The organism is Corynebacterium halotolerans (assembly GCF_050107895.1).
In the GTDB taxonomy this organism is placed as follows: Bacteria; Actinomycetota; Actinomycetes; order Mycobacteriales; family Mycobacteriaceae; genus Corynebacterium; species Corynebacterium halotolerans_B.
On sequence record NZ_JBNILW010000005.1, the window covers coordinates 139,797 to 158,367 of the forward strand.

Genomic DNA, 18,571 nt, shown 5'->3' on the forward strand with positions numbered 1-18,571 from the left:
GCTGCGTCAACCCCGCCATTGCGACGGGGTCCCGGCACCCGGCGTGGGCGGGGGAATCGGGCTGGACGCTTCCAGCGGTTAGGCTGTTGATCGTGCACGAACAAGCAGATACCCAGAAGTTGAGGGACGACCTCGCGCGGATGACGCAGGTGGAGGCGGACACCGTCCCCCGGTCGGAGTCGGCGACCTTCAAGGCCGCCTGGGACGATCTCGTCCGTGGATTCCAGCAGCGGGAATTGTGGCTGCTCCTCGGTTGGCAGGACATCAAGCAGCGCTACCGGCGCTCGGTGCTCGGCCCGCTGTGGATCACCATCGCCACCGGCGTCATGGCCATTGCCCTGGGCCTGCTGTACTCGGTGCTCTTCGAGATCCCCCTGGCCGAGTTCCTGCCGCACGTCACCGTCGGCCTGATCATGTGGAACTTCATCTCCGGCTGCATCAAGGAAGGCTCGGACATCTTTATCGACAATGAGGGGCTGATCAAACAGCTGCCCTCGGCGTTGTCGGTGCATGTCTACCGCCTGGTATGGAAGCAACTGCTCTTCCTCTGCCACAACCTGGTCATCTGGGTGATCCTCATGCTCGTCTTCCCCCGCGACCTGGGGTGGGAGGTGCTGCTGGTCATCCCGGCGATGGCGCTGTTGGTGATCAACGGCGTGTGGGTGGCGATGTTCTTCGGCATCGTGGCCACCCGCTACCGTGACGTGTCCCCGCTGCTGGAGGCCGGCACCCAGCTGCTGTTCTACGTCACCCCGATCGTGTGGATGACCTCCACGCTGGAGGACAACATCCAGGGCTTGGAGTCCCGGGCGAACCTGGCGCAGCTCAACCCGCTCTACCACTACCTGGAGATCGTGCGTGCGCCGATGATCGGCGCTGAGCTGCCCGCCTACCACTGGTGGGTGGTGCTCGCGTTCACGGCCGCCGGACTGGTGCTGGCGCTGCTGGCCATGCGGCAGTGGCGTTTCCGCGTCAGCTACTGGGTTTAAGTCTGCAGAGGAGTTAGCAACAACATGGTTTCCATCGACACCTACAACGCCTGCGTGGACTTTCCCATCTTCGACGCGAAGTCCCGCTCCATGAAGAAGGCCTTCCTGGGGGCGGCCGGCGGCGCCATCGGCCGCAACAAGGACAACACCGTCGTGGTCGAAGCGCTCAAGGACATCAACCTGCACCTGCGAGAGGGGGACCGCGTCGGCCTGGTGGGCCACAACGGGGCCGGCAAGTCCACGCTGCTGCGCCTGCTGTCCGGCATCTACGAACCCACCCGTGGGGCCGCAGACATCCGGGGCCGGGTCGCCCCCGTCTTCGACCTCGGCGTGGGCATGGACCCGGAGATCTCCGGGTACGAGAACATCATCATCCGTGGCCTGTTCCTCGGTCAGACGCGCAAGCAGATGAAGCAGAAGATGGATGAGATCGCGGAATTCTCCGAGCTCGGTGAGTATCTGTCCATGCCGCTGCGCACCTACTCCACCGGCATGCGCATCCGCCTGGCCCTGGGCGTGGTCACCTCCATCGAGCCGGAGATCCTCCTGCTGGATGAGGGCATCGGTGCCGTCGACGCCGCGTTCATGGCGAAGGCGCGCACCCGCCTGCAGGAGATGGTCGAGCGCTCCGGCATCCTGGTGTTCGCCTCCCACTCCAATGACTTCCTGGCCCAGCTGTGCAATACCGCCATGTGGATCGATCACGGCGAGGTCCACCAGACCGGCCTGGTGGACGAGGTCATCGAGGCCTACGAGGGCAAAGAGGCCGCCGATCACATCCGCCGCCTGATGGCGCGCATGGAGGGGGAGAACAAGGACTAAGCTCCCCCGGAACCAGCGGCGGTGACCTGCGGGTCACCGCCGCTGTTGTGTGCTTGACGACGCCGCGGAGCCGCGGGCCGCCCTCCCGGTTAAGGCTGCCCCTGCTGTGGCCGGTGCTCAGCCACGACCACCCTTTCCAGCATCTCCACCAGGGGCGTGAGGTTCCGCTCCTCTGCCGCGATGCGGGAGACGCGGTCATTGTCCTCGCCGCTGACATTGCGCCAGTCCAGTTCCCAGCCGGCGGCTGCGGCCACCCGGGTCCAGAACACCCGTTGGGTGCGGCCATTGCCCTCCCGGAACGGGTGAATGTAGTTGAACTGGTCATAGTGGTGGGCCAGTCGGGCGACGAATCGCTCGCGGTCCAGCCCCTGCAGGTAGTGATCGGTGTGCAGGTCGCTCGCCGCGATGCCGGCTGCCCGGTCCAGCGCCACCACGGGCAGGAAACCTTCCTCACTGCGCCGGATATCCACCGTGCGCACTTCGCCCGCCCAGGGATAGACATCCTGGAAGAGGTGCCGGTGGATGGCCTGCAGCTCCGCCAGGTCTCGGGTGTCGGGCAGCTCCACGGCATCCAGTTGGACGGTACGGGCGAAGACCAGATCCGCCTCCGCCACTGCCAGGTCTGCTGGAGTGGCGGCTCCGACCAGGTTGCGCAGCACCTCCCCAGAATCGTCGTAGTAGGGGTCCTTCAGATCAGTCATGGCCGTACCTGCCTCGGATCTGGTTGACGAGCTCCGTGGAATCGATCGCTCCCCTGACGTAGTCCATCGCGGTCTGGCGCGTCTCGTCGGAGAGCACCTGCCCTTCCATCCGTCCGCTGTGGTCGGCCTGTTCGACGCGTCGTCGCCGGTCCTCTTCTTCCTGGTTGCCTGCCATGGGTGTTCACTCCTTCGCCGGTTGTATTTCCCCACCATATGATCTGGAACACAACTGTGCCAGCGCTTCCGGAAAACTCCGCCCCATCCGGCGCCGCTTCGCCCGCTGACGTGCGCCGCAGCCGGCGTTCCGCCCCGCGCGTGGCACAATGATGCCCATGCCGGATCCGAAGAACCTGCCCCACCTGCACCGCGGCAACTCAACTGCAGCGGTGATCGTCACCCACAAGCGCGTGGAACTGCTGCGTGCCTCCCTGGAGCAGGTCTGCCGGCAGACCACCCCGGTGGACTGGGTGATCGTGGTGGACAACGGCAATGAACAGGCGGTTCGGGAACTGCTGGTGGAACTCGCCGGCGAGCGCGCGGTCTATCTGCCCTCCCGAACGAACCTGGGCGGGGCCGGCGGCTTCGCCTACGGTTTCCTCACCGCCCTCAGCCTCGGTGCCGAGGCCGTCTGGTGCGCGGATGATGACGGCCGCCCGGCCGACGAGAACGTGCTGGCCACGCTCTACGACGTCGCTGAACGCCAGCGCCTGCACGAGGTCTCCCCCGTGGTCTGCAATATCGACGACCCCGGAGCACTCGCGTTCCCCCTGCGCCAGGGCCTGGTGTGGCGGCGTCGTCTGGTGGAACTGGAGGGCGATTTCCTCCCCGGGATCGCCAGCCTCTTCAACGGAGCGCTGATCAGTGCCCGTGCCATGGAAATCATCGGGGTGCCGGACTACCGGCTGTTCATCCGCGGCGACGAGGTGGAGTACCACCGTCGTCTGGTGCGCTCCGGGCTGAACTTCGGCACCTGCCTGACCGCGGCGTACCTGCACCCGGACGGTTCGGCGGAGTTCAAACCGATCCTGGGCGGGAAGATGCACACCCAGTACCCGGACAACGAGGGCAAGCGCTACTTCACCTACCGCAACCGCGGTTATGTGATGAGCCAGCCGGGCATGCGCAGGCTGCTGCCCCAGGAATACGCCCGCTTCGCGTGGTTCTTTCTGGTCCAGCGCAAGGACCCGAAGGGATTTCTGGAGTGGCTGAAGCTGCACCGCCAGGGCCGGCAGGAGCAGTTCAGCCGGCCGGAGAACTGAACGGCAGGCGGCTCTCCGCCTACCGCGGACTCCGATAGCATCTGCAGAACGTGACCGAAGCAATCGTCTACGGACTGCCTGTACTCATCTACCTGGTGGTGCAATCTCACCGGCGGCGGCTCGGGCTACGTACCGCACTGCACCGCCTGGGATGCACGCCCGGCAGGGTTACTGATTATGTCCTGGCAGTGGGGCTGGGGGCGGTGCAGCTGGCCCTGTTCCTGGTGGTGGTTCCCGCCGTGCCGGTGGCCACGCTCGACTCCCCCGGCATGGTTTTCCCGGTGGCTTCCACGGTGTCCGTGGCAGCTGGGGTGGTGCTCCGGGCGGTGATGGAGGAGCTGCTGTTCCGCGGCCTGATCGCCGGGGTGCTGCAACAGCGGTGGGGGCTGCTGCGGGGAAATCTGGTGCAGGCGGCTGTGTTCCTGTTGCCGCACCTGATTCTGCTGGCGGTGGATCTCCGGGCCTGGCCGATCCTCATCATGCAGTTTCTCAGCGCCCTCCTGCTGGGCTGGCTGCGGCACCGCAGCAATTCCTTCCTCCCGGGCGCGGTCGCCCATGCGGCGGCGAACCTGCTGGCCCCGGTTCTGGCACAGGAGCTGCTCTAGCCCCGGGCGCTACCCCGGGCAGCACAGCTAGACCACCCGGAAGATGACCGTGCGCTGCACGATGAAGTTGACCACGGTGGCTGTGGTCTGGGCGATCAGATACGCGACCACGATGGCGATCGAATCCGCCCAGCCCAGAGCGTCAGTGAAGATCTCGAAGCCGATGCGGTGGAGACCGACGTTGACGAAGTAGGTCACCGCATACAGGGCAGCCACCGCCAGGAAGCGGCGCTTGGACGGCTCCGCCTGGAAGGTCCAGCGGCGGTTGATGAAGTAGGCCACGAGCGTGCCCAGGATGAAGCCGAAGGTGCGGGCGGCGGTGGGACCCAGGCCGACGATCATCTGCAGGATCCAGGTCAGCCCCAGGTCGAAGATCGCGGAAACGCCGCCGGAAATGATGAAGCGGAAGGCCTGGGTGCCCACGCCCATGCGGGAATCGGCCGCGCTGGCCCTGGTGCGGGCGCGGGCGAGCCGCGCTGCCCGCCTGACGGCGTCTTCATCGAGCATCTCGGCGGAGGGCAACGGGCCGGTGTACTCCGTGGCGCCCCCCGCAACTTCCTGCTGCATGCGTTCCGGGGACACGAACATGGAGTTGTCGCCCTGTTCGGCCCCGGAAGCGTGCTCAGTATCTTTATCGGTGTCAGCCACGGCTCATGAGCCTACCCCGAGACCCTGAAAATACCCGTCCCCGAACTTCCGGTCTCCTGGAAGCCTCGCTCCCCGGGTCAGGCCCGCAGCAGCTCCCGGTAGATCTCCAGACGGTCCACCGGTGCCAGCGCATCCTGGCCGTAACCGCCGATTTCCGCGAGTTTCACCAGGGAGGGCGTGCACAGGGCCCGAACCTCCTTGCCCGTCATCGGGCTGCCGTCCTCGTTGACCCAGCCGAGCGAGGTCATCGTGGTCTGGAGAACTTCCGCGGCGAGATGTTCATCACTCAGGCACGCCAGGGCCAGCACCACGGTCCAGAACGCGTCGTGGGCGGCCTGGTCATCCTCCACCGGGAGGCTGTCGCACATCTGCCGCTCCGGTTCCTGCAGCCCGGTCGGTCGCGAGAGATCCAGGGCCTGAAGCAGGGGAACGAAATCGAAGATCTCGCTGCGCCGGATCAGATCGCGGACCTCCCGCCGGGTACTGCCCAGCACGTTGCGGATCGTGTCGGTTCCGGTCAACGCAGCGTTGACGCCGGCCAGGTCGAACTCCGCCGCACCGAAAGCGCCGGAGCCGCCGACGCACAGGGCCCGTGGGGTCCCGCGGTCCCGTGGGTAGGACTCGACGGTAAAAAGCCGGATCTCCCACAGCCCCCAGTGGTAGGTGAGGGTTTCACCGGGATGGCGCAACCAGAGGTTGATTTCATCGGTGTTATCCAGGCGCCGGTTCCCGTGGCTGAACCACCACGGGGTGTGCTGCACCGGATCCGTCGGCTCCGGGGAAAAGCAGATGTCGATCACTTCGTGGAGGTCCGCCAGGTGCAGCGCATCATTGATGCCGATGTGCCGGTGCACCTCAAGGTCGGCCTGCAGGTTCGAGACCTGCAGGATTACTGTGCGCGGCTCACGCTCCGGGGGACGGACCGGGGACCTGCGCGCACGTACCGACGCCAAGGAGACGACGTTGCCGTGGGCGAGGTGTGGGGTCATGCCCCCAAGGGTAGCGACACATCAACAACCGGGTTGCCCGTACTTATCCGGTCAATGGCAGCGGGCGGATCTCCGCCCCGAAGTGTTCCTGCAGGTATTTCCTGCTACGCCGCTGGCTTTCCACCGCATGCCACTGCTCCACCAGATCCGCCAGGGCGGTGGCGTGGGCCCAGGCGTGGCGGGCGGATTCCTCGCCGTGAAAACTGTCCGCGAGTTCACCCGGATCAGGCAGGACAACCGGCTCGAACCGAGGTGCTTCGTAATTCTTGTTGTTCTCCTTCGCCGCCTTGGCGTACGCCCGTACCTCAGCGACCGCAGCCTTGATCCCGTCATGGATCTGCCGCAGAGTTGTCGTCTGACACTCGTCGGCGAGAGTGGTCTCCCCGACCGGGAACACCACGGTGTCGCGCAGCAGATCACCCATCCGCTCCGGGGCGACCTCGTTGGCACCCAGGATCCAGGAGCCACTGAGCACTCCGGCCGGGGCATCGGGGCGGGTCTGCACGTGCCACAGGACGGTGGTGTCCTCCGATTGCTTATCGACGACCGCGACCACCTGATGAAGTTGCGGAGAAGTCTGCTGCTGCGCGTTGTCCGGGGTACTCATGAGCGGGCCGCCTTCAGTCCCGCCCGGTGCTGGCGATGCAGGTACTCGCTGAACGCGAAGGTGAGCACGGCACCGACGCCGCCCAGAATCGTGTTCGGCCGCTTGACACCCCGCTGGGCGAGCTTGCGCACCAGCCAGCGCCGGCCGCTGGCTTCCAGGCGGCTGACAGCGACGGCGGCCAGAAGCGCCCCGAGGATGATCAGCCAGGTTTTCAGCGGGGAGCCGGCCTCCCTGAGGCTGGTGTCGGAATCAGGACCAGCTTCCTGCCCGATGTCCCCGATTCCCTGGCGGATGCGGTCCACCAGGATCGCCGGATCATTGTTCGGGTCCTCATCAGTGGAATTGAAGTAGGCCACCAGCCCCACTCCGCCAGAGACGATCACGGCATTGGCCAGGAACCGACCGAGCCGGGAATGGATGTAGTCCGGCAGGGCCAGCGAGACCCCGGCGATCCCGGCCTGCGCCAGCCGGCCAGCCAGAGTGTCATCAAGAGAATTGAAATCCGTCTGCGAGCTCATGTCAGTCAGCGTAGTAGTTCGCCCGGACACCGTCGCGGCTGCACTCCACCACGCAGATGAAGTGAAATTCTGTGGCAGCGATGCCTGGGGGTAACGTCAGATCCATGTTCGGCAGAGGCAAGAAGACCACAGAACCCCAGAACCTCAACACCGCCGGTGTGGGCGAGGAGCACATTGCCGCCCAGCGGACCCAGCTTCCCCTGGATGACACGATGACCCGGCTGATCGCCCAGGAGCTGCCGTTGCTCGACAGCACCGACCGGGTGGAGGTCTACCGCCTCCTCAAGGCTTATGAGGGTCCCACGATCACTTCGCAGGAGGAGTTGCCTCCGCGCATCCGGGAGATCTTCGACCTGTAGCTTTCGGGTTGTCCTGGCGCAGTTCACCGCAACTGCCGGCGCAAGCAGTACGACGCCCTCGGTTCCCAGCTGGGAACCGAGGGCGTCGTACTTCACCTGTTCAGGCGAATCTCTTTAGACAGTGGCGTCTGCGGCAGTCTCCTCACCGGTCACGGTGTCGGTGCCGTCGGTTTCAGTACCGTCGGTCTCGGTGCCATCCACGGTGGTTCCGTCGGTCTCAGTACCACCGGTCTCGGTGCCATCCACGGTGGTTCCGTCGGTCTCAGTACCACCGGTATCCCCCTCTCCACCGGACAGTCCGTCGAGGAAATCGGATGAAGAATCAAGACCGAACTGGTCGAGCAGAGGCTGGAGCGTCCCACCCAGAGAGTCGATAATGGACTGCAAAGCATCGTTCATGGAGAAAAACTTCCTTTCGCAATAGCTTGACCCTGATCCAGGTGGATCAGAGAGGTGCAAGACCATTTTCGAGACCGCCCGGACAACCCGGACGAACCGAAAACCATCACGCCGTCATGGCGATGGGAGTCACGGTACGTCTGCGAAAGAGGAATGTCACCGTTTGATCACGGGAGTACCGAGGGAAATTCAGAAAGCTGAACAACACTCCCCGAAAACGCCTTCAACGTCCTCGGCCTCTACGTCGACTCACAGACCGACCTACCGCCATTGTTACGTGCATTTTGGCCTGTGTTTTAGGTCACCACTGCTAAAAGATTGCTCTCGGATGAAGGAGATTGGAAATATGCGCCGCGGCAACGGCATACCGGGAGACCTCTGTTCCGCCTCCCGAGAATCCGGGACAGGAAAGCTGCCGGAGCGCTCGAAGAGCAGACAGGGCCTTCGCCCCTACCCCTCCAACGCATATGAGCTCACGGCCAACACCCTCTGGACCCCACCGACCAGACGGGCCCCACCCCGCCGGTGGAGAAAGCTTGAACACAAAAGGGTTGTGGGATTCCCGAAGAATTTTCTGAACGTCCTGAATCACAGACGGAGCTGCTCGCCCGGACCCGACGCAGCTTCGGGCAGGGCGGCAGGCGATACTTTTCCGTGACGACGGACAAAAGTGACATCTTTATGTACCGTGGCGCACGCCGGCCCGTTGGGACGGTACGCCTCCGGGCAACACGAGACGTTGTTTCGTGCCGGGAGGCAGCACTGTAATACACCGGCACTTGTAGCCGGATATTGAACCCCTACGAAAGGATCCATCATGACCGAGGTTATCCAGGACATCATTAACGCTATCGAGGGCGTCGTCAACTCCATCACCGACGGCCTGAGCGGCATCGTCGATCAGTCCTCCAACCTCTCCGGCGATGTCGCTGGCGAGGGCAACGTTGACGGCGACGACACCACTGGGGCCGAGTAGCCTCTGGAGCTGTCACATCGCTGACAGCCCCGCGAAACCCTCGGTGCTCTTCGAGCACCGAGGGTTTCGCCTTTGGCGATGAGAAAAAGCCAGTACCCCGGTCCGCAGTAGTGCGGGTCGGGGTACTGGCCTGCCTGGTGTCAGGCAACCTGGAAAAACAGTGCTCCGACACTTAAGAAAGTGCCGGAGCGAAAGTTGCTCAAGCGCTCACAAGGAGCAGCTGGAGCCTTTACTGCTCGCCCTCGCCAGCGACATCGCTGGAGAGGTTGCCGAAGCCGTTAACAACGTTCTCAAGGCCGGTGAAGATGGACTCGAAGACGCCGGAGATAGCGGTGATAACTTCCTGGATAACGTCAGCCATGATAAAGCTCCTCAAAATTGGTGGGCCGAGCCGGGGGCTCAAGCCCGAACATGCTTCTATTGATTTCGCCAGTCCGCAGCAGAGCTACGGCCAGTCAGCGGCAGCACGCCTCAAGGGCGCGCTGCCCGTTCCTTAGGACAGGTTGCCCAGGAACTCGCCAGCGTTGCCCACAACGGAGTTCAGGCCGGAGAAGATGGAACCGAAAACGCCGGAGACAGCGTCGATGATGGTCTGGAAAACGTTGGTCATGATAAAACCCTTTCGAGGTTCAGGGTTCAGCGCAGGTGCGCCGAACGAGGTTCATTTTTCACACCGACCGACCAATGAGGCCGGGATCGGGACAAGGGGGAAGCCCACCTCTTTCGAGGTGAGCCCCTGAGAGGGAACTACCTAGGACAGACCGCCCAGGAAATCGCCGACCCCGCCGACAACGTCGCCGAGACCGTCGAAGATTTCGTCGAACACATCGGCGATGGCCCAGATGATCTGCTGGATAACATCGGACATGATGTTCACCTTCCACTTGTCACCGACCCCTTTAGCCGGTGTGGTGATTATGAGTATTGCAGACACTCAGAACACTCGACAAGTAGGACCATACAGAACAATAAAATACGCCAGTTTGACTGTTATTCACCTGGAACAAAAGGCGTGTTCACGGCGGCAGTTTTAGTTCCAGCTCAGGAATAGCCTAATTTTTATCGAGCAGAACAAACTGCCCCCATCCGGGGGCAAACCATACAGAAGAGGCAATACAAGCCCAGCTCACGGCATATTTTCACGATTCCAACATCATGAACTAGTCTGCATATTATAAATTTGACAGACTCTGTAACGCTTTGAATCTGCAGGCATATAGGCCACTTGAAAAAGACCGTAACATTACATATCGCCGGGTGACAAATAAACGTTTCATCCGGTTTCAAATTCACGCCACTTTCAGCTCTGAGGGCGTTTTCCTCATAACTCGTTAAGCTATGGTTAACTTTGAGCCGAAAGGCGGGGACCACACACCTGAACGAAACTTCCCGGGCAGTTTCGCGAAGGATTCGTACCTTACCCTCCGGTCCACGCCCCTCATCCCATCGGGTGACACTCAGCAAGCCGCCGGAACTGTCCCCTATATAAAGGACCCGGGCCGCCGAAGACGTGAAAACGTCCCGCGGAGTTCCAGCCGGATCCCGCCGCGGCCATCACGGGCGGCCGGCTGGCAAGGAATTCACGGCGCGCGCGCATCGAATCCACAGGGAGCGCGGGTAGAGTTCTCCGGTGTATCAGGTATTCGCCCGGCGCAGCAGCCTGTCTACGTGCTGCAACGCCGCGGTCGGATATGTCCGTCGACAGAAGAATCGGAAGATGGAACTGCAGACCACTGAGAAGTCCCTGACCGGCTGGGGGCGCACCTCCCCCTCGACTGCCCAGGTCCTGTCCACCCCGGATGTGGAGACCATCATCACGGCAGTCAAGCAGGTCGCCGAAGAAAACAGCTCGAAGCCGCAGCATGCCCGCCGCGGCGTGATCGCCCGTGGCATGGGCCGCTCCTACGGTGACCCCGCGCAGAACGGCGGCGGCCTGGTCATCGACATGCCGGCGCTGAACAAGATCCACTCGATTGATCCGGATTCCGCGATCGTCGACGTGGACGCCGGCGTCACCCTGGATCAGTTAATGAAGGCCGCCCTCCCCTACGGACTGTGGGTGCCGGTCCTGCCGGGCACCCGTCAGGTCACCATCGGTGGTGCCATCGGCCCGGACATCCACGGTAAGAACCACCACTCGGACGGTTCCTTCGGTGATCATGTGGTGTCCATGGAACTGCTCGTGGCCGATGGCCGGGTGCTGCACCTGACCCCGAACGGTTCCGAGGACGATCCGAGCGGAGACCTGTTCTGGGCGACCGTCGGCGGCATGGGACTCACCGGCATCATCCTGCGTGCCCAGATCCGCATGACCAAGACGGAGACCGCCTACTTCATCGCGGACACCGACCGCACCGACAACCTCGAGGAGACCATCGCCTTCCACTCGGACGGCTCCGAGGTCAACTACGCCTATTCCTCCGCCTGGTTCGACGCCATCAACCCGGAGCCGAAGCTGGGTCGCTCGACCATCTCCCGCGGCAACCTCGCCACGCTGGATCAGCTCCAGGAGCTGGCCCCGAAGCTGGCCAAGGACCCGCTGAAGTTCAACGCCCCCCAGCTGATGACGGTGCCGGACATCTTCCCGTCCTGGACCATGAACAAGCTGACGCTGAACACCATCGGCGAGCTCTACTACGCCATGGGCAAGCCGGCCCGGAACCAGATCAACAACCTGACGCAGTTCTATCAGCCGCTTGATCTGATCGGCGAGTGGAACCGCGGCTACGGCCCGGCCGGTTTCCTGCAGTACCAGTTCGTGGTGCCGATGGACGCCGTCGAGCCCTTCAAGGAGATCATCCGCGACATCCAGCGCTCCGGCCACTATTCCGCACTGAACGTGTTCAAGCTCTTCGGCGAGGGCAACCGCGCGCCGCTGTCCTACCCGATGGCCGGCTGGAACGTGTGCGTGGACTTCCCGATCCGCAAGGGACTGAACTCCTTCCTGGACAACCTCGATTCCCGCGTCATGGAGTTCGGCGGCCGCCTCTACCTGGCCAAGGAGTCCCGCACCTCCGCGGAGAACTTCCACCGGATGTACCCCGGCCTGGCGGGCTGGCTCAAGACCCGCAATGAGATCGACCCCACCGGGGTGTTCGCCTCCGACATGTCCCGCCGTCTCGAGCTCCACTAGAAAGGGCTGAATCAACAAATGCTGAACGCAGTGGGCCAGGCCCAGAACATCCTGCTCCTCGGTGGCACCTCCGAGATCGGCCTCGGCATCGTCGCCGAATTCCTCTCCCGCGGTGCCGCCAAGGTCACCCTCGCCGCCCGGAAGGACTCCCCGCGTATCGACGCCGCCGTAGCCGAGATGGAGTCCGCCGGCGCCAGCGAGGTCGAGGTGCTCGACTTCGACGCCACCGACTTCGATTCCCACCCGGAGCTCATTGACCGGGCATTCGCCAAGGGTGACGTGGACGTCGCCGTCGTGGCCTTCGGCACCCTGGGTGATCAGGAGGAGCTCTGGCAGAACCACGACAAGGCCGTGGCCTCCGCCCAGATCAACTACACCGGCCCGGTGTCGGTCGGCGTGCTGCTCGGTCAGCGCTTCAAGGCGCAGGGCCACGGCACCATTATCGCCCTGTCCTCCGTGGCGGGCGTGCGGGTGCGCCGCTCCAACTTCGTCTACGGCGCCTCCAAGGCGGGTGTCGACGGCTTCTACACGCAACTGGGTGAGGCCCTCCGCGGCACCGGCGCCAACGTGCTGGTGGTCCGCCCCGGCCAGGTGCGCACCAAGATGTCCGCCGAGGCCAAGGCCGCGCCGCTGACCGTGGACCGTGAGGACGTCGCCGAGGCCACCGTGAAGGCGGTGCTGGACGGCAAGGACATCATCTTCGTCCACCCGGCCTTCCAGCTGGTGACCACCGTCTTCAACTTCATCCCCCGGCAGATCTTCCGCAAGCTGCCCTTCTAAGAGGATGAATCCCGCCGCCGCGGGTGGAAAGCACCTCCTTTCCGCCTGCGGCGGTTTTTCGTGGCCGCGGCACGCCCGGGGCGTCGATATACGCGTAACGCATGGGGCAGATGTGATCTTGCCCCGCCCCCGGCGACATACGTCGGGGTAAACCGAAAGGTTGTGGGAGAATGCCACTCATGACAACGACCACCAGCACCGCCGGAGGATCGGAGCCACATCCGCTGGATGTCCCGGACCCCGGCGTCACCGAGGAATACACCACCGACCTGTTCAGCCGCCGCACCACGTTGTTCGCCATGGTGGCCGCTGCGGTCGGTGGCGGGGTGTTCACGCTGCTGGCCTGGTACGTCCTCACCTTCACCAGCCTGCCCGCCTTCTCCACCTCAATGGTGACCAAGGCGCTGGCCACGGCCGGCACGCTCCTCGTGCTCCTCGCCGTCGGCGCTCTGGTGGTCTTCTGGCTGTTCGATGAACACCGCGGCACCGCCCGGCGGCGGGAGAAGCTCTCCACCGCCGCTGCCGGCAGCACCGCGGCCACCGTTGCGGACACGGGGGAGCTGCGCGTCACCCGCCCCCGGTGGCGGGTCATCCTGACCTACCTGGTCTGTTACCTCTCCCCGGCGGCACTGGTGGTCACCACCACCGCCATCCCGTTGTCGTCGACCCGGCTGTACCTGGACGGTATTCAGGTGGACCAGGGTTTCCGCACCCAGTTCCTGACCCGGATGACCGACACCATGGCGCTGTCGGACATGAACTACATTGACATGCCCACCTACTACCCGGCCGGCTGGTTCTGGTTCGGTGGCCGCCTGGCCAACCTGCTGGGCATGGAGGGCTGGGCGGTCTATCAGCCCTGGGCGCTGGTCTCGATGGCCGCCGCCGCGGCCCTGCTCGTGCCGGTCTGGCAGCGGTTGACCGGTTCCCTGGCCGTGGCCACCGGCATCGCCCTGGTCAGCATCTGCGCGGTGCTGGTCATGAGCCCCGATGAGCCCTACGCCGCCATCGTCGCCCTAGGCACTCCGGCGGCGACGGTCCTGGCGCGGCGGGCCGTGTGCGGTTCCCGCTTCGCCATGCTCGCGCTCATCCTGTACCTGGGCGGATCCGCCTCGATGTACACCCTCTACACCGGCGTCCTCGCCCTGTCCGTCATCATCGTCGCCGCCGTCTTCGCCGCTTTCTCCGAGCGCTCGTGGAAGCCGGTCCTGCGCATGGTCGTCATCGGGGTCTGCTCGGTGGCCATCGCCCTGATCTTCTGGGGTCCGTTCTTCTATGCGGTGCTGTCCGGTGAACCGATGTCCGGGGCCACCGCCACCCACTTCCTGCCGCAGCAGGGCACCGAGATCCCTGTGCCCTTCCTCTCCCCCTCGGTCATCGGCATCCTGTGTCTGCTGGGACTGATCTTCCTGGTGGTCCGCGCCGTCGATCTCGACCTGCGCGCCATGGGCGTCGGCCTGGCCATCTTCTACGCCTGGGCGGTGGCCTCCATGGTCGCCACCCTGGCAGGCAGCACCCTGCTCGGGTTCCGGCTGACCACGGTGATCGTGCTCCAGCTGACCACCGCGGGTGTCCTGGCGCTGGCGGACATCCGCCTGATCGGGGTGGAACGGCTCTACCCGGACCGGTTCAGCCCGCGGCTCTCGCGCACCATCACCCTCGTGATGGTGGTCCTGCTGATGTTCACCGGCCTGAAGTACGCCCAGGACATCCCCTACCGCAACCAGGACCACATCGATCAGGCCTACACGGACACCGACGGCGACGGAGAGCGCGGCGACCGCCGCACCCCGGACGCCGGCTCCCTCTACAGCGAGATCGACGAGCACATCCGCTCCTTCGGACACGACCCCTCCGAAACCGTGGTGCTGACCGATGAGATCAACTTCCTGGCCTATAACCCCTACCGCGGGTTCCAGGCCTTCACCAGCCACTACGCCAACCCGCTGGGGGAGTTCGGCAAGCGCAATGACGCCATCGAGGCCTGGGCCGAACAGTCCTGGGATGAGCTCGCCGACCCGGCGGCGTTCACCGCGGCCCTCGATAACGCGCCCTGGCAGGGCCCGGACGTCTTCATCATGCGGGGGAACCTGGAGGAGCCGGAACTCGGCGGCAAGTTCCACCTCGCCGAGGACATCTACCCGAGCACCCCGAACGTGCGCTACAGCTCCGTGTACTTCAACCTCGAACCCTTCACTGAGGCCGGCTCCGTGTGGGATACCACTCAGATCGGCCCCTTCGTGGTGGTGACCCGTGAGAACTGAAAACACTGACGTAGACTCTTCGACTGTGTCGGAAACCGCCCAAACGAACCTCAAAGTTGCGCCACAGTGGTTGAAGATCCTCGCCATCGTCACCGGTGTGCTGGGATTCCTGTCCTTTGTCGCACTGCCCTTCCTGCCGGTCAACCAAACCCAGTCCTCCTTGAGCTGGCCGCAGAATGACAGTCTGAACAGCGTCAACGCACCGCTGGTGTCCTACGCACCGGAGGAGTTCGACGCCAGCATTCCGCTCAGCGCCGCTGATGCGCTGCGGGACGGCCAGTCCATGGTGATCGGTACCCTGCCCCCGGACAGCACCGACGCCACCAGCCGCGGACTCTTCGTCCGCGACTACGGCGACAGCCTGGTGGTCACCGTCCGGGACAACGTCGTTCTGGAGGTCTCAGACGACGACTACGCAGCGCTTCCCGACGACGCCGTGCTCGAGCTCTCCGCAACCGGCGAGGAGACCACCGCCGAGATCCCCGGGGTGACGGACGAGGACGGCGACCCGGTCGCCGGCACCGTCGACGAGGATGTCCGCCCCCAGGTCACCGGCGTCTACACCGAACTCGACGACACCCCGGAGAACCTCGCGGCACTGACCGACGCCGGGCTGGACGTCAACGTGGAGATCAACTCCCGGTTCACCTCCTCGCCGTCCGTGATCAAGTACCTCGCGATGTACGGCGGCCTGGTTCTGCTGCTGGTCTCACTGTGGTGCCTGCACCGCATGGACAAGCTCGACGGCCGCCACGGCCGCCGCTTCCTGCCGCAGCAGTGGTGGAAGCCGAAACCGCTGGACGGCATCGTCGGCGCCATCCTGGTCTTCTGGCACTTCATCGGTGCCAACACCTCCGATGACGGGTTCATCCTGACCATGGCGCGGGTGTCCGACAACGCCGGCTACATGGCCAACTACTACCGCTGGTTCGGCGTGCCGGAATCCCCCTTCGGCTGGCCCTTCTATGACCTGCTGGCGGTGATGACCCACGTCTCCACCTCATCGATCTGGATGCGGCTGCCCGCGTTGATCTCGGGCCTGGTCATCTGGTTCGTGCTGTCGCGGGAGATCATCCCCCGCCTGGGCACCAAGATCAGTGGCCGCCGGGTGGCCTACTGGTCCGCCGCCTTCATGTTCCTGGCGTTCTGGCTGCCCTACAACAACGGCACCCGACCGGAACCGATCATCGCCATGGGCGCGCTGCTGACCTGGGCGTCGTTCGAGCGCGCGATCGCCACCGGTCGCCTCTTCCCCGCGGCCGTCGGCACGATCATCGCCACCCTGTCCCTGGGTGCCGGCCCCACCGGCCTGATGGCGGTGGCGGCGCTGCTGGCGTCGCTGTCCAGCCTGATCCGCATCGTCAACCGCCGCCTGCCGCTGCTGGGTGTCTCGCGCGATTCCTCGAAGGGCACCGTCTTCATAGCGGTGGCCGCCCAGATCGCGCCCTTCCTCCCGGCGGGTACCGCGATCCTGACCGGGGTGTTCGGCGACCAGACCCTGGCCACCGTCATGGAGGCCATCCGGGTGCGCGCCGACAAGGGGCCCGCGCTGAGTTGGTATGAGGAGTGGGTCCGCTACCAGACGCTGCTGGAACCCACCGTCGACGGCTCCCTGACCCGCCGCTTCGCGGTGCTGATGATGTTCTTCTGCCTCGCGGTGGTCATCGCCTCGATCCTGCGCAACCGTCGGGTGCCGGGGTCTGCGACCGGTCCGTCCATGCGGCTGATCCTGATCATCTTCGGCACCATGTTCTTCATGGCGTTCACCCCGACCAAGTGGACCCACCACTTCGGTGTCTATGCCGGTATCGCCGGTGCGTTGGCGGCTCTGGCCGCCGTGGCGCTGAGTTATATCGCCCTGCGCTCCTCCCGGATCCGCACCCTGCTGATCGGCGCGGTGCTCTTCGTGTTCGCCATCGCCCTGGCCGGCAACAACGGCTGGTGGTACATCTCCAGCTTCAGCATTCCGTGGTGGGACAAGACCGTTCAGGTCGGCGGCATTGAGGCCTCGACCGTGGTGCTGTTCATTTCCCTGGCCGTATTGCTGCTGGGTGTCGTCCAGTCCTTCGTGTCCGACGTCAGGGTCGACCGGGCCGAGGCGCGCGGCGAGGTCGCTGAGCTCGCGGCCTCGGAGCGCGCGAAGCGCTCCCGTTGGGTGGGGGTGGCGTCCGCTCCGGTGGCCGTCGTCTCCGGCCTGATGGTGCTGTTCTCCCTTGCTTCCCTGACCAAGGGCTTCGTGGAGCAGTACCCGGCCTACTCCGTCGGCCTGGGCAACCTGCGGTCGCTGGCCGGCGACAAGTGCGGACTGGCCTCGGACGCCATGCTGGAGACCAACTCCAATGACTCCTTCCTCCAGACCGCGGACGGCACCGACTTCGGTGAATCCCTGGACGGCGAGGACAGCCGCGGCTTCACCGCCAACGGCATCCCGACGACAATCAACGCCGAAGGCGTCTCCGCCTCCAGCGGAAGCCAGATCGCCGACTCCGTGGACTCGGACGGCGGCAGCGCCGAGGCCACCGGTCAGGAGACCGGCACCACCGGCGGTACCCGCAATGACGAAGGCATCAACGGCTCCACCGCCCGACTGCCCTTCGGTCTGGACCACACGCAGGTCCCGGTCACCGGTTCCTGGCACCAGGGCCCGCAGCACCCCGCTGAGCTGACCAGCTCCTGGTACGAACTGCCCGAGTACAGCGAGGACGCCCCGCTGATCGTGGTCTCGGCCGCCGGCCGGATCGAGCACCACGACATCAACGGTGTCCTGCAGGACGGCCAGGAGCTGGTGCTGGAGTACGGCACCATGGATGAAAACGGGGAGGTCACCAACGAAGGCGAGGCCGAGCTGCTGGACATCGGCCCCACCCCGTCCTGGCGCAACCTGCGCCTGCCGCTGGAGGATCTACCGGAAGAGGCCAACGTGGTCCGGATCTCCGCCGCCGACCCGAGTCTGGATCCGGAACAGTGGCTGGCCTTCACCCCGCCCCGGGTGCCCACCCTGGACACCCTCAATAACGTGGTCGGCTCCGAGAAGCCGGGCCTGCTCGACTGGTCCGTGGCACTGCAGTTCCCCTGCCAGCGCACCTTCGACCACTACGCCGGAGTGGCCGAGATCCCGGAGTACCGGATCTCACCGGACCACGGCGGCAAGGTCACGCTGACCCCGTTCCAGGACTACGCCGGTGGTGGCGTGATGGGTACCGCGGAGGCCGTGAACTCCTCCTTTGAGCTGCCCAGCTACATGCTCAACGACTGGCACCGCGACTGGGGCTCCATCGAGGTGTACACCCGCCGCACCAACTCCGAGGACGAGGCTCCGCAGGATGCGACGATCGACTACGAGGAGATCACCCGCTCCGGGTTGTGGACCCCGGGTGAGATGATGATCGACGAGTAGACACGTGGTCCCGGGGTGACAACAACGGGGAGGGTTCCGGTGGGGCCCTCCCCGTTTTGTCATTTCTCCGTGCATCCGGGGCACCGGGCGTAGCCTGCCGGGTATGTCTGCCAGGCGTCTCCGGC

At 64.8% G+C, this 18,571-nt stretch carries 18 protein-coding genes; 10 read left to right on the top strand and 8 right to left on the bottom strand.

The features are described 5' to 3' along the window. The first annotated feature begins 140 nt into the window (after nucleotides 1-140). Both ACQCVD_RS06960 and ACQCVD_RS06965 read left to right on the top strand, forming a co-directional pair. Nucleotides 141-989 carry an ABC transporter permease gene (locus ACQCVD_RS06960; protein WP_426823070.1) on the top strand — a complete coding sequence of 283 codons (849 nt, stop codon included), beginning with the start codon at nucleotides 141-143 and terminating at the stop codon, nucleotides 987-989. A 24-nt stretch (nucleotides 990-1,013) separates the two neighbouring features. Continuing rightward, nucleotides 1,014-1,811, top strand: a complete 798-nt coding sequence (locus ACQCVD_RS06965; RefSeq protein WP_426822993.1) for an ABC transporter ATP-binding protein — start codon at nucleotides 1,014-1,016, stop codon at nucleotides 1,809-1,811. An 89-nt stretch (nucleotides 1,812-1,900) separates the two neighbouring features. On the opposite strand, the gene ACQCVD_RS06970 is transcribed toward ACQCVD_RS06965, so the two are convergent. Further along, nucleotides 1,901-2,512 carry a Fic/DOC family protein gene (locus ACQCVD_RS06970; RefSeq protein ID WP_426822994.1) on the bottom strand — a complete coding sequence of 204 codons (612 nt, stop codon included), beginning with the start codon at nucleotides 2,510-2,512 and terminating at the stop codon, nucleotides 1,901-1,903. Next, the gene (locus ACQCVD_RS06975; RefSeq protein ID WP_426822995.1) at nucleotides 2,505-2,687 is read right to left on the bottom strand and encodes an antitoxin VbhA family protein; all 183 of its coding nucleotides are present in this window, start codon (nucleotides 2,685-2,687) and stop codon (nucleotides 2,505-2,507) included. Before ACQCVD_RS06975 ends, ACQCVD_RS06970 begins: the two co-directional genes overlap by 8 nt. 157 nt (nucleotides 2,688-2,844) lie before the next feature. Here ACQCVD_RS06975 and ACQCVD_RS06980 point away from each other — a divergent pair, with 157 nt between their 5' ends. Together ACQCVD_RS06980 and ACQCVD_RS06985 are read left to right on the top strand one after the other, a co-directional pair. Next, complete coding sequence (locus ACQCVD_RS06980) at nucleotides 2,845-3,771, top strand: glycosyltransferase (RefSeq protein WP_426822996.1); 927 nt, start codon at nucleotides 2,845-2,847, stop codon at nucleotides 3,769-3,771. Between the two features lie 50 nt (nucleotides 3,772-3,821). After that, nucleotides 3,822-4,376: a CPBP family intramembrane glutamic endopeptidase gene (locus ACQCVD_RS06985; protein WP_426822997.1), complete on the top strand. Its 555-nt coding sequence runs from the start codon at nucleotides 3,822-3,824 to the stop codon at nucleotides 4,374-4,376. A 27-nt stretch (nucleotides 4,377-4,403) separates the two neighbouring features. On the opposite strand, the gene ACQCVD_RS06990 is transcribed toward ACQCVD_RS06985, so the two are convergent. From ACQCVD_RS06990 to ACQCVD_RS07005, 4 genes are all read right to left on the bottom strand, one after another. Beyond that, nucleotides 4,404-4,805, bottom strand: coding sequence for a GtrA family protein (locus ACQCVD_RS06990; RefSeq protein ID WP_426823071.1), 402 nt, complete (start codon nucleotides 4,803-4,805; stop codon nucleotides 4,404-4,406). 296 nt (nucleotides 4,806-5,101) lie between these two features. Beyond that, nucleotides 5,102-6,013, bottom strand: coding sequence for a hypothetical protein (locus tag ACQCVD_RS06995; protein WP_426822998.1), 912 nt, complete (start codon nucleotides 6,011-6,013; stop codon nucleotides 5,102-5,104). Nucleotides 6,014-6,056: 43 nt separating this feature from the next. After that, nucleotides 6,057-6,620, bottom strand: a complete 564-nt coding sequence (locus ACQCVD_RS07000) for a hypothetical protein (protein WP_426823000.1) — start codon at nucleotides 6,618-6,620, stop codon at nucleotides 6,057-6,059. Then, a complete protein-coding gene (locus ACQCVD_RS07005; protein ID WP_426823001.1) occupies nucleotides 6,617-7,138 on the bottom strand; it encodes a hypothetical protein in 522 nt (173 codons plus the stop codon). The genes ACQCVD_RS07000 and ACQCVD_RS07005 overlap by 4 nt, the downstream gene beginning before the upstream one ends. A gap of 104 nt (nucleotides 7,139-7,242) precedes the next feature. Between ACQCVD_RS07005 and ACQCVD_RS07010 the strand changes: the two genes are divergently transcribed. Further along, the gene (locus ACQCVD_RS07010) at nucleotides 7,243-7,497 is read left to right on the top strand and encodes a hypothetical protein (protein ID WP_426823002.1); all 255 of its coding nucleotides are present in this window, start codon (nucleotides 7,243-7,245) and stop codon (nucleotides 7,495-7,497) included. 114 nt (nucleotides 7,498-7,611) lie between these two features. On the opposite strand, the gene ACQCVD_RS07015 is transcribed toward ACQCVD_RS07010, so the two are convergent. Further along, nucleotides 7,612-7,896 carry a hypothetical protein gene (locus ACQCVD_RS07015; RefSeq protein ID WP_426823003.1) on the bottom strand — a complete coding sequence of 95 codons (285 nt, stop codon included), beginning with the start codon at nucleotides 7,894-7,896 and terminating at the stop codon, nucleotides 7,612-7,614. Nucleotides 7,897-8,713: 817 nt separating this feature from the next. Here ACQCVD_RS07015 and ACQCVD_RS07020 point away from each other — a divergent pair. Then, a complete protein-coding gene (locus ACQCVD_RS07020; RefSeq protein WP_426823005.1) occupies nucleotides 8,714-8,872 on the top strand; it encodes a hypothetical protein in 159 nt (52 codons plus the stop codon). Between the two features lie 229 nt (nucleotides 8,873-9,101). On the opposite strand, the gene ACQCVD_RS07025 is transcribed toward ACQCVD_RS07020, so the two are convergent. Then, complete coding sequence (locus ACQCVD_RS07025; protein ID WP_426823006.1) at nucleotides 9,102-9,233, bottom strand: hypothetical protein; 132 nt, start codon at nucleotides 9,231-9,233, stop codon at nucleotides 9,102-9,104. 1,356 nt (nucleotides 9,234-10,589) lie between these two features. Here ACQCVD_RS07025 and ACQCVD_RS07030 point away from each other — a divergent pair. The 4 genes from ACQCVD_RS07030 to ACQCVD_RS07045 all read left to right on the top strand — a co-directional run bounded on the left by ACQCVD_RS07030 (nucleotide 10,590) and on the right by ACQCVD_RS07045 (nucleotide 18,446). Next, entirely contained in the window at nucleotides 10,590-12,005 is a 1,416-nt protein-coding gene (locus ACQCVD_RS07030; protein ID WP_426823007.1) for an FAD-binding protein, read from the top strand. A gap of 18 nt (nucleotides 12,006-12,023) precedes the next feature. Beyond that, nucleotides 12,024-12,785, top strand: a complete 762-nt coding sequence (locus tag ACQCVD_RS07035) for a decaprenylphospho-beta-D-erythro-pentofuranosid-2-ulose 2-reductase (protein WP_426823008.1) — start codon at nucleotides 12,024-12,026, stop codon at nucleotides 12,783-12,785. 179 nt (nucleotides 12,786-12,964) lie between these two features. Next, the gene (locus tag ACQCVD_RS07040; protein WP_426823009.1) at nucleotides 12,965-15,049 is read left to right on the top strand and encodes a galactan 5-O-arabinofuranosyltransferase; all 2,085 of its coding nucleotides are present in this window, start codon (nucleotides 12,965-12,967) and stop codon (nucleotides 15,047-15,049) included. A gap of 25 nt (nucleotides 15,050-15,074) precedes the next feature. After that, nucleotides 15,075-18,446, top strand: a complete 3,372-nt coding sequence (locus ACQCVD_RS07045) for an arabinosyltransferase domain-containing protein (RefSeq protein ID WP_426823010.1) — start codon at nucleotides 15,075-15,077, stop codon at nucleotides 18,444-18,446. The last annotated feature ends 125 nt before the right edge of the window (nucleotides 18,447-18,571 follow it).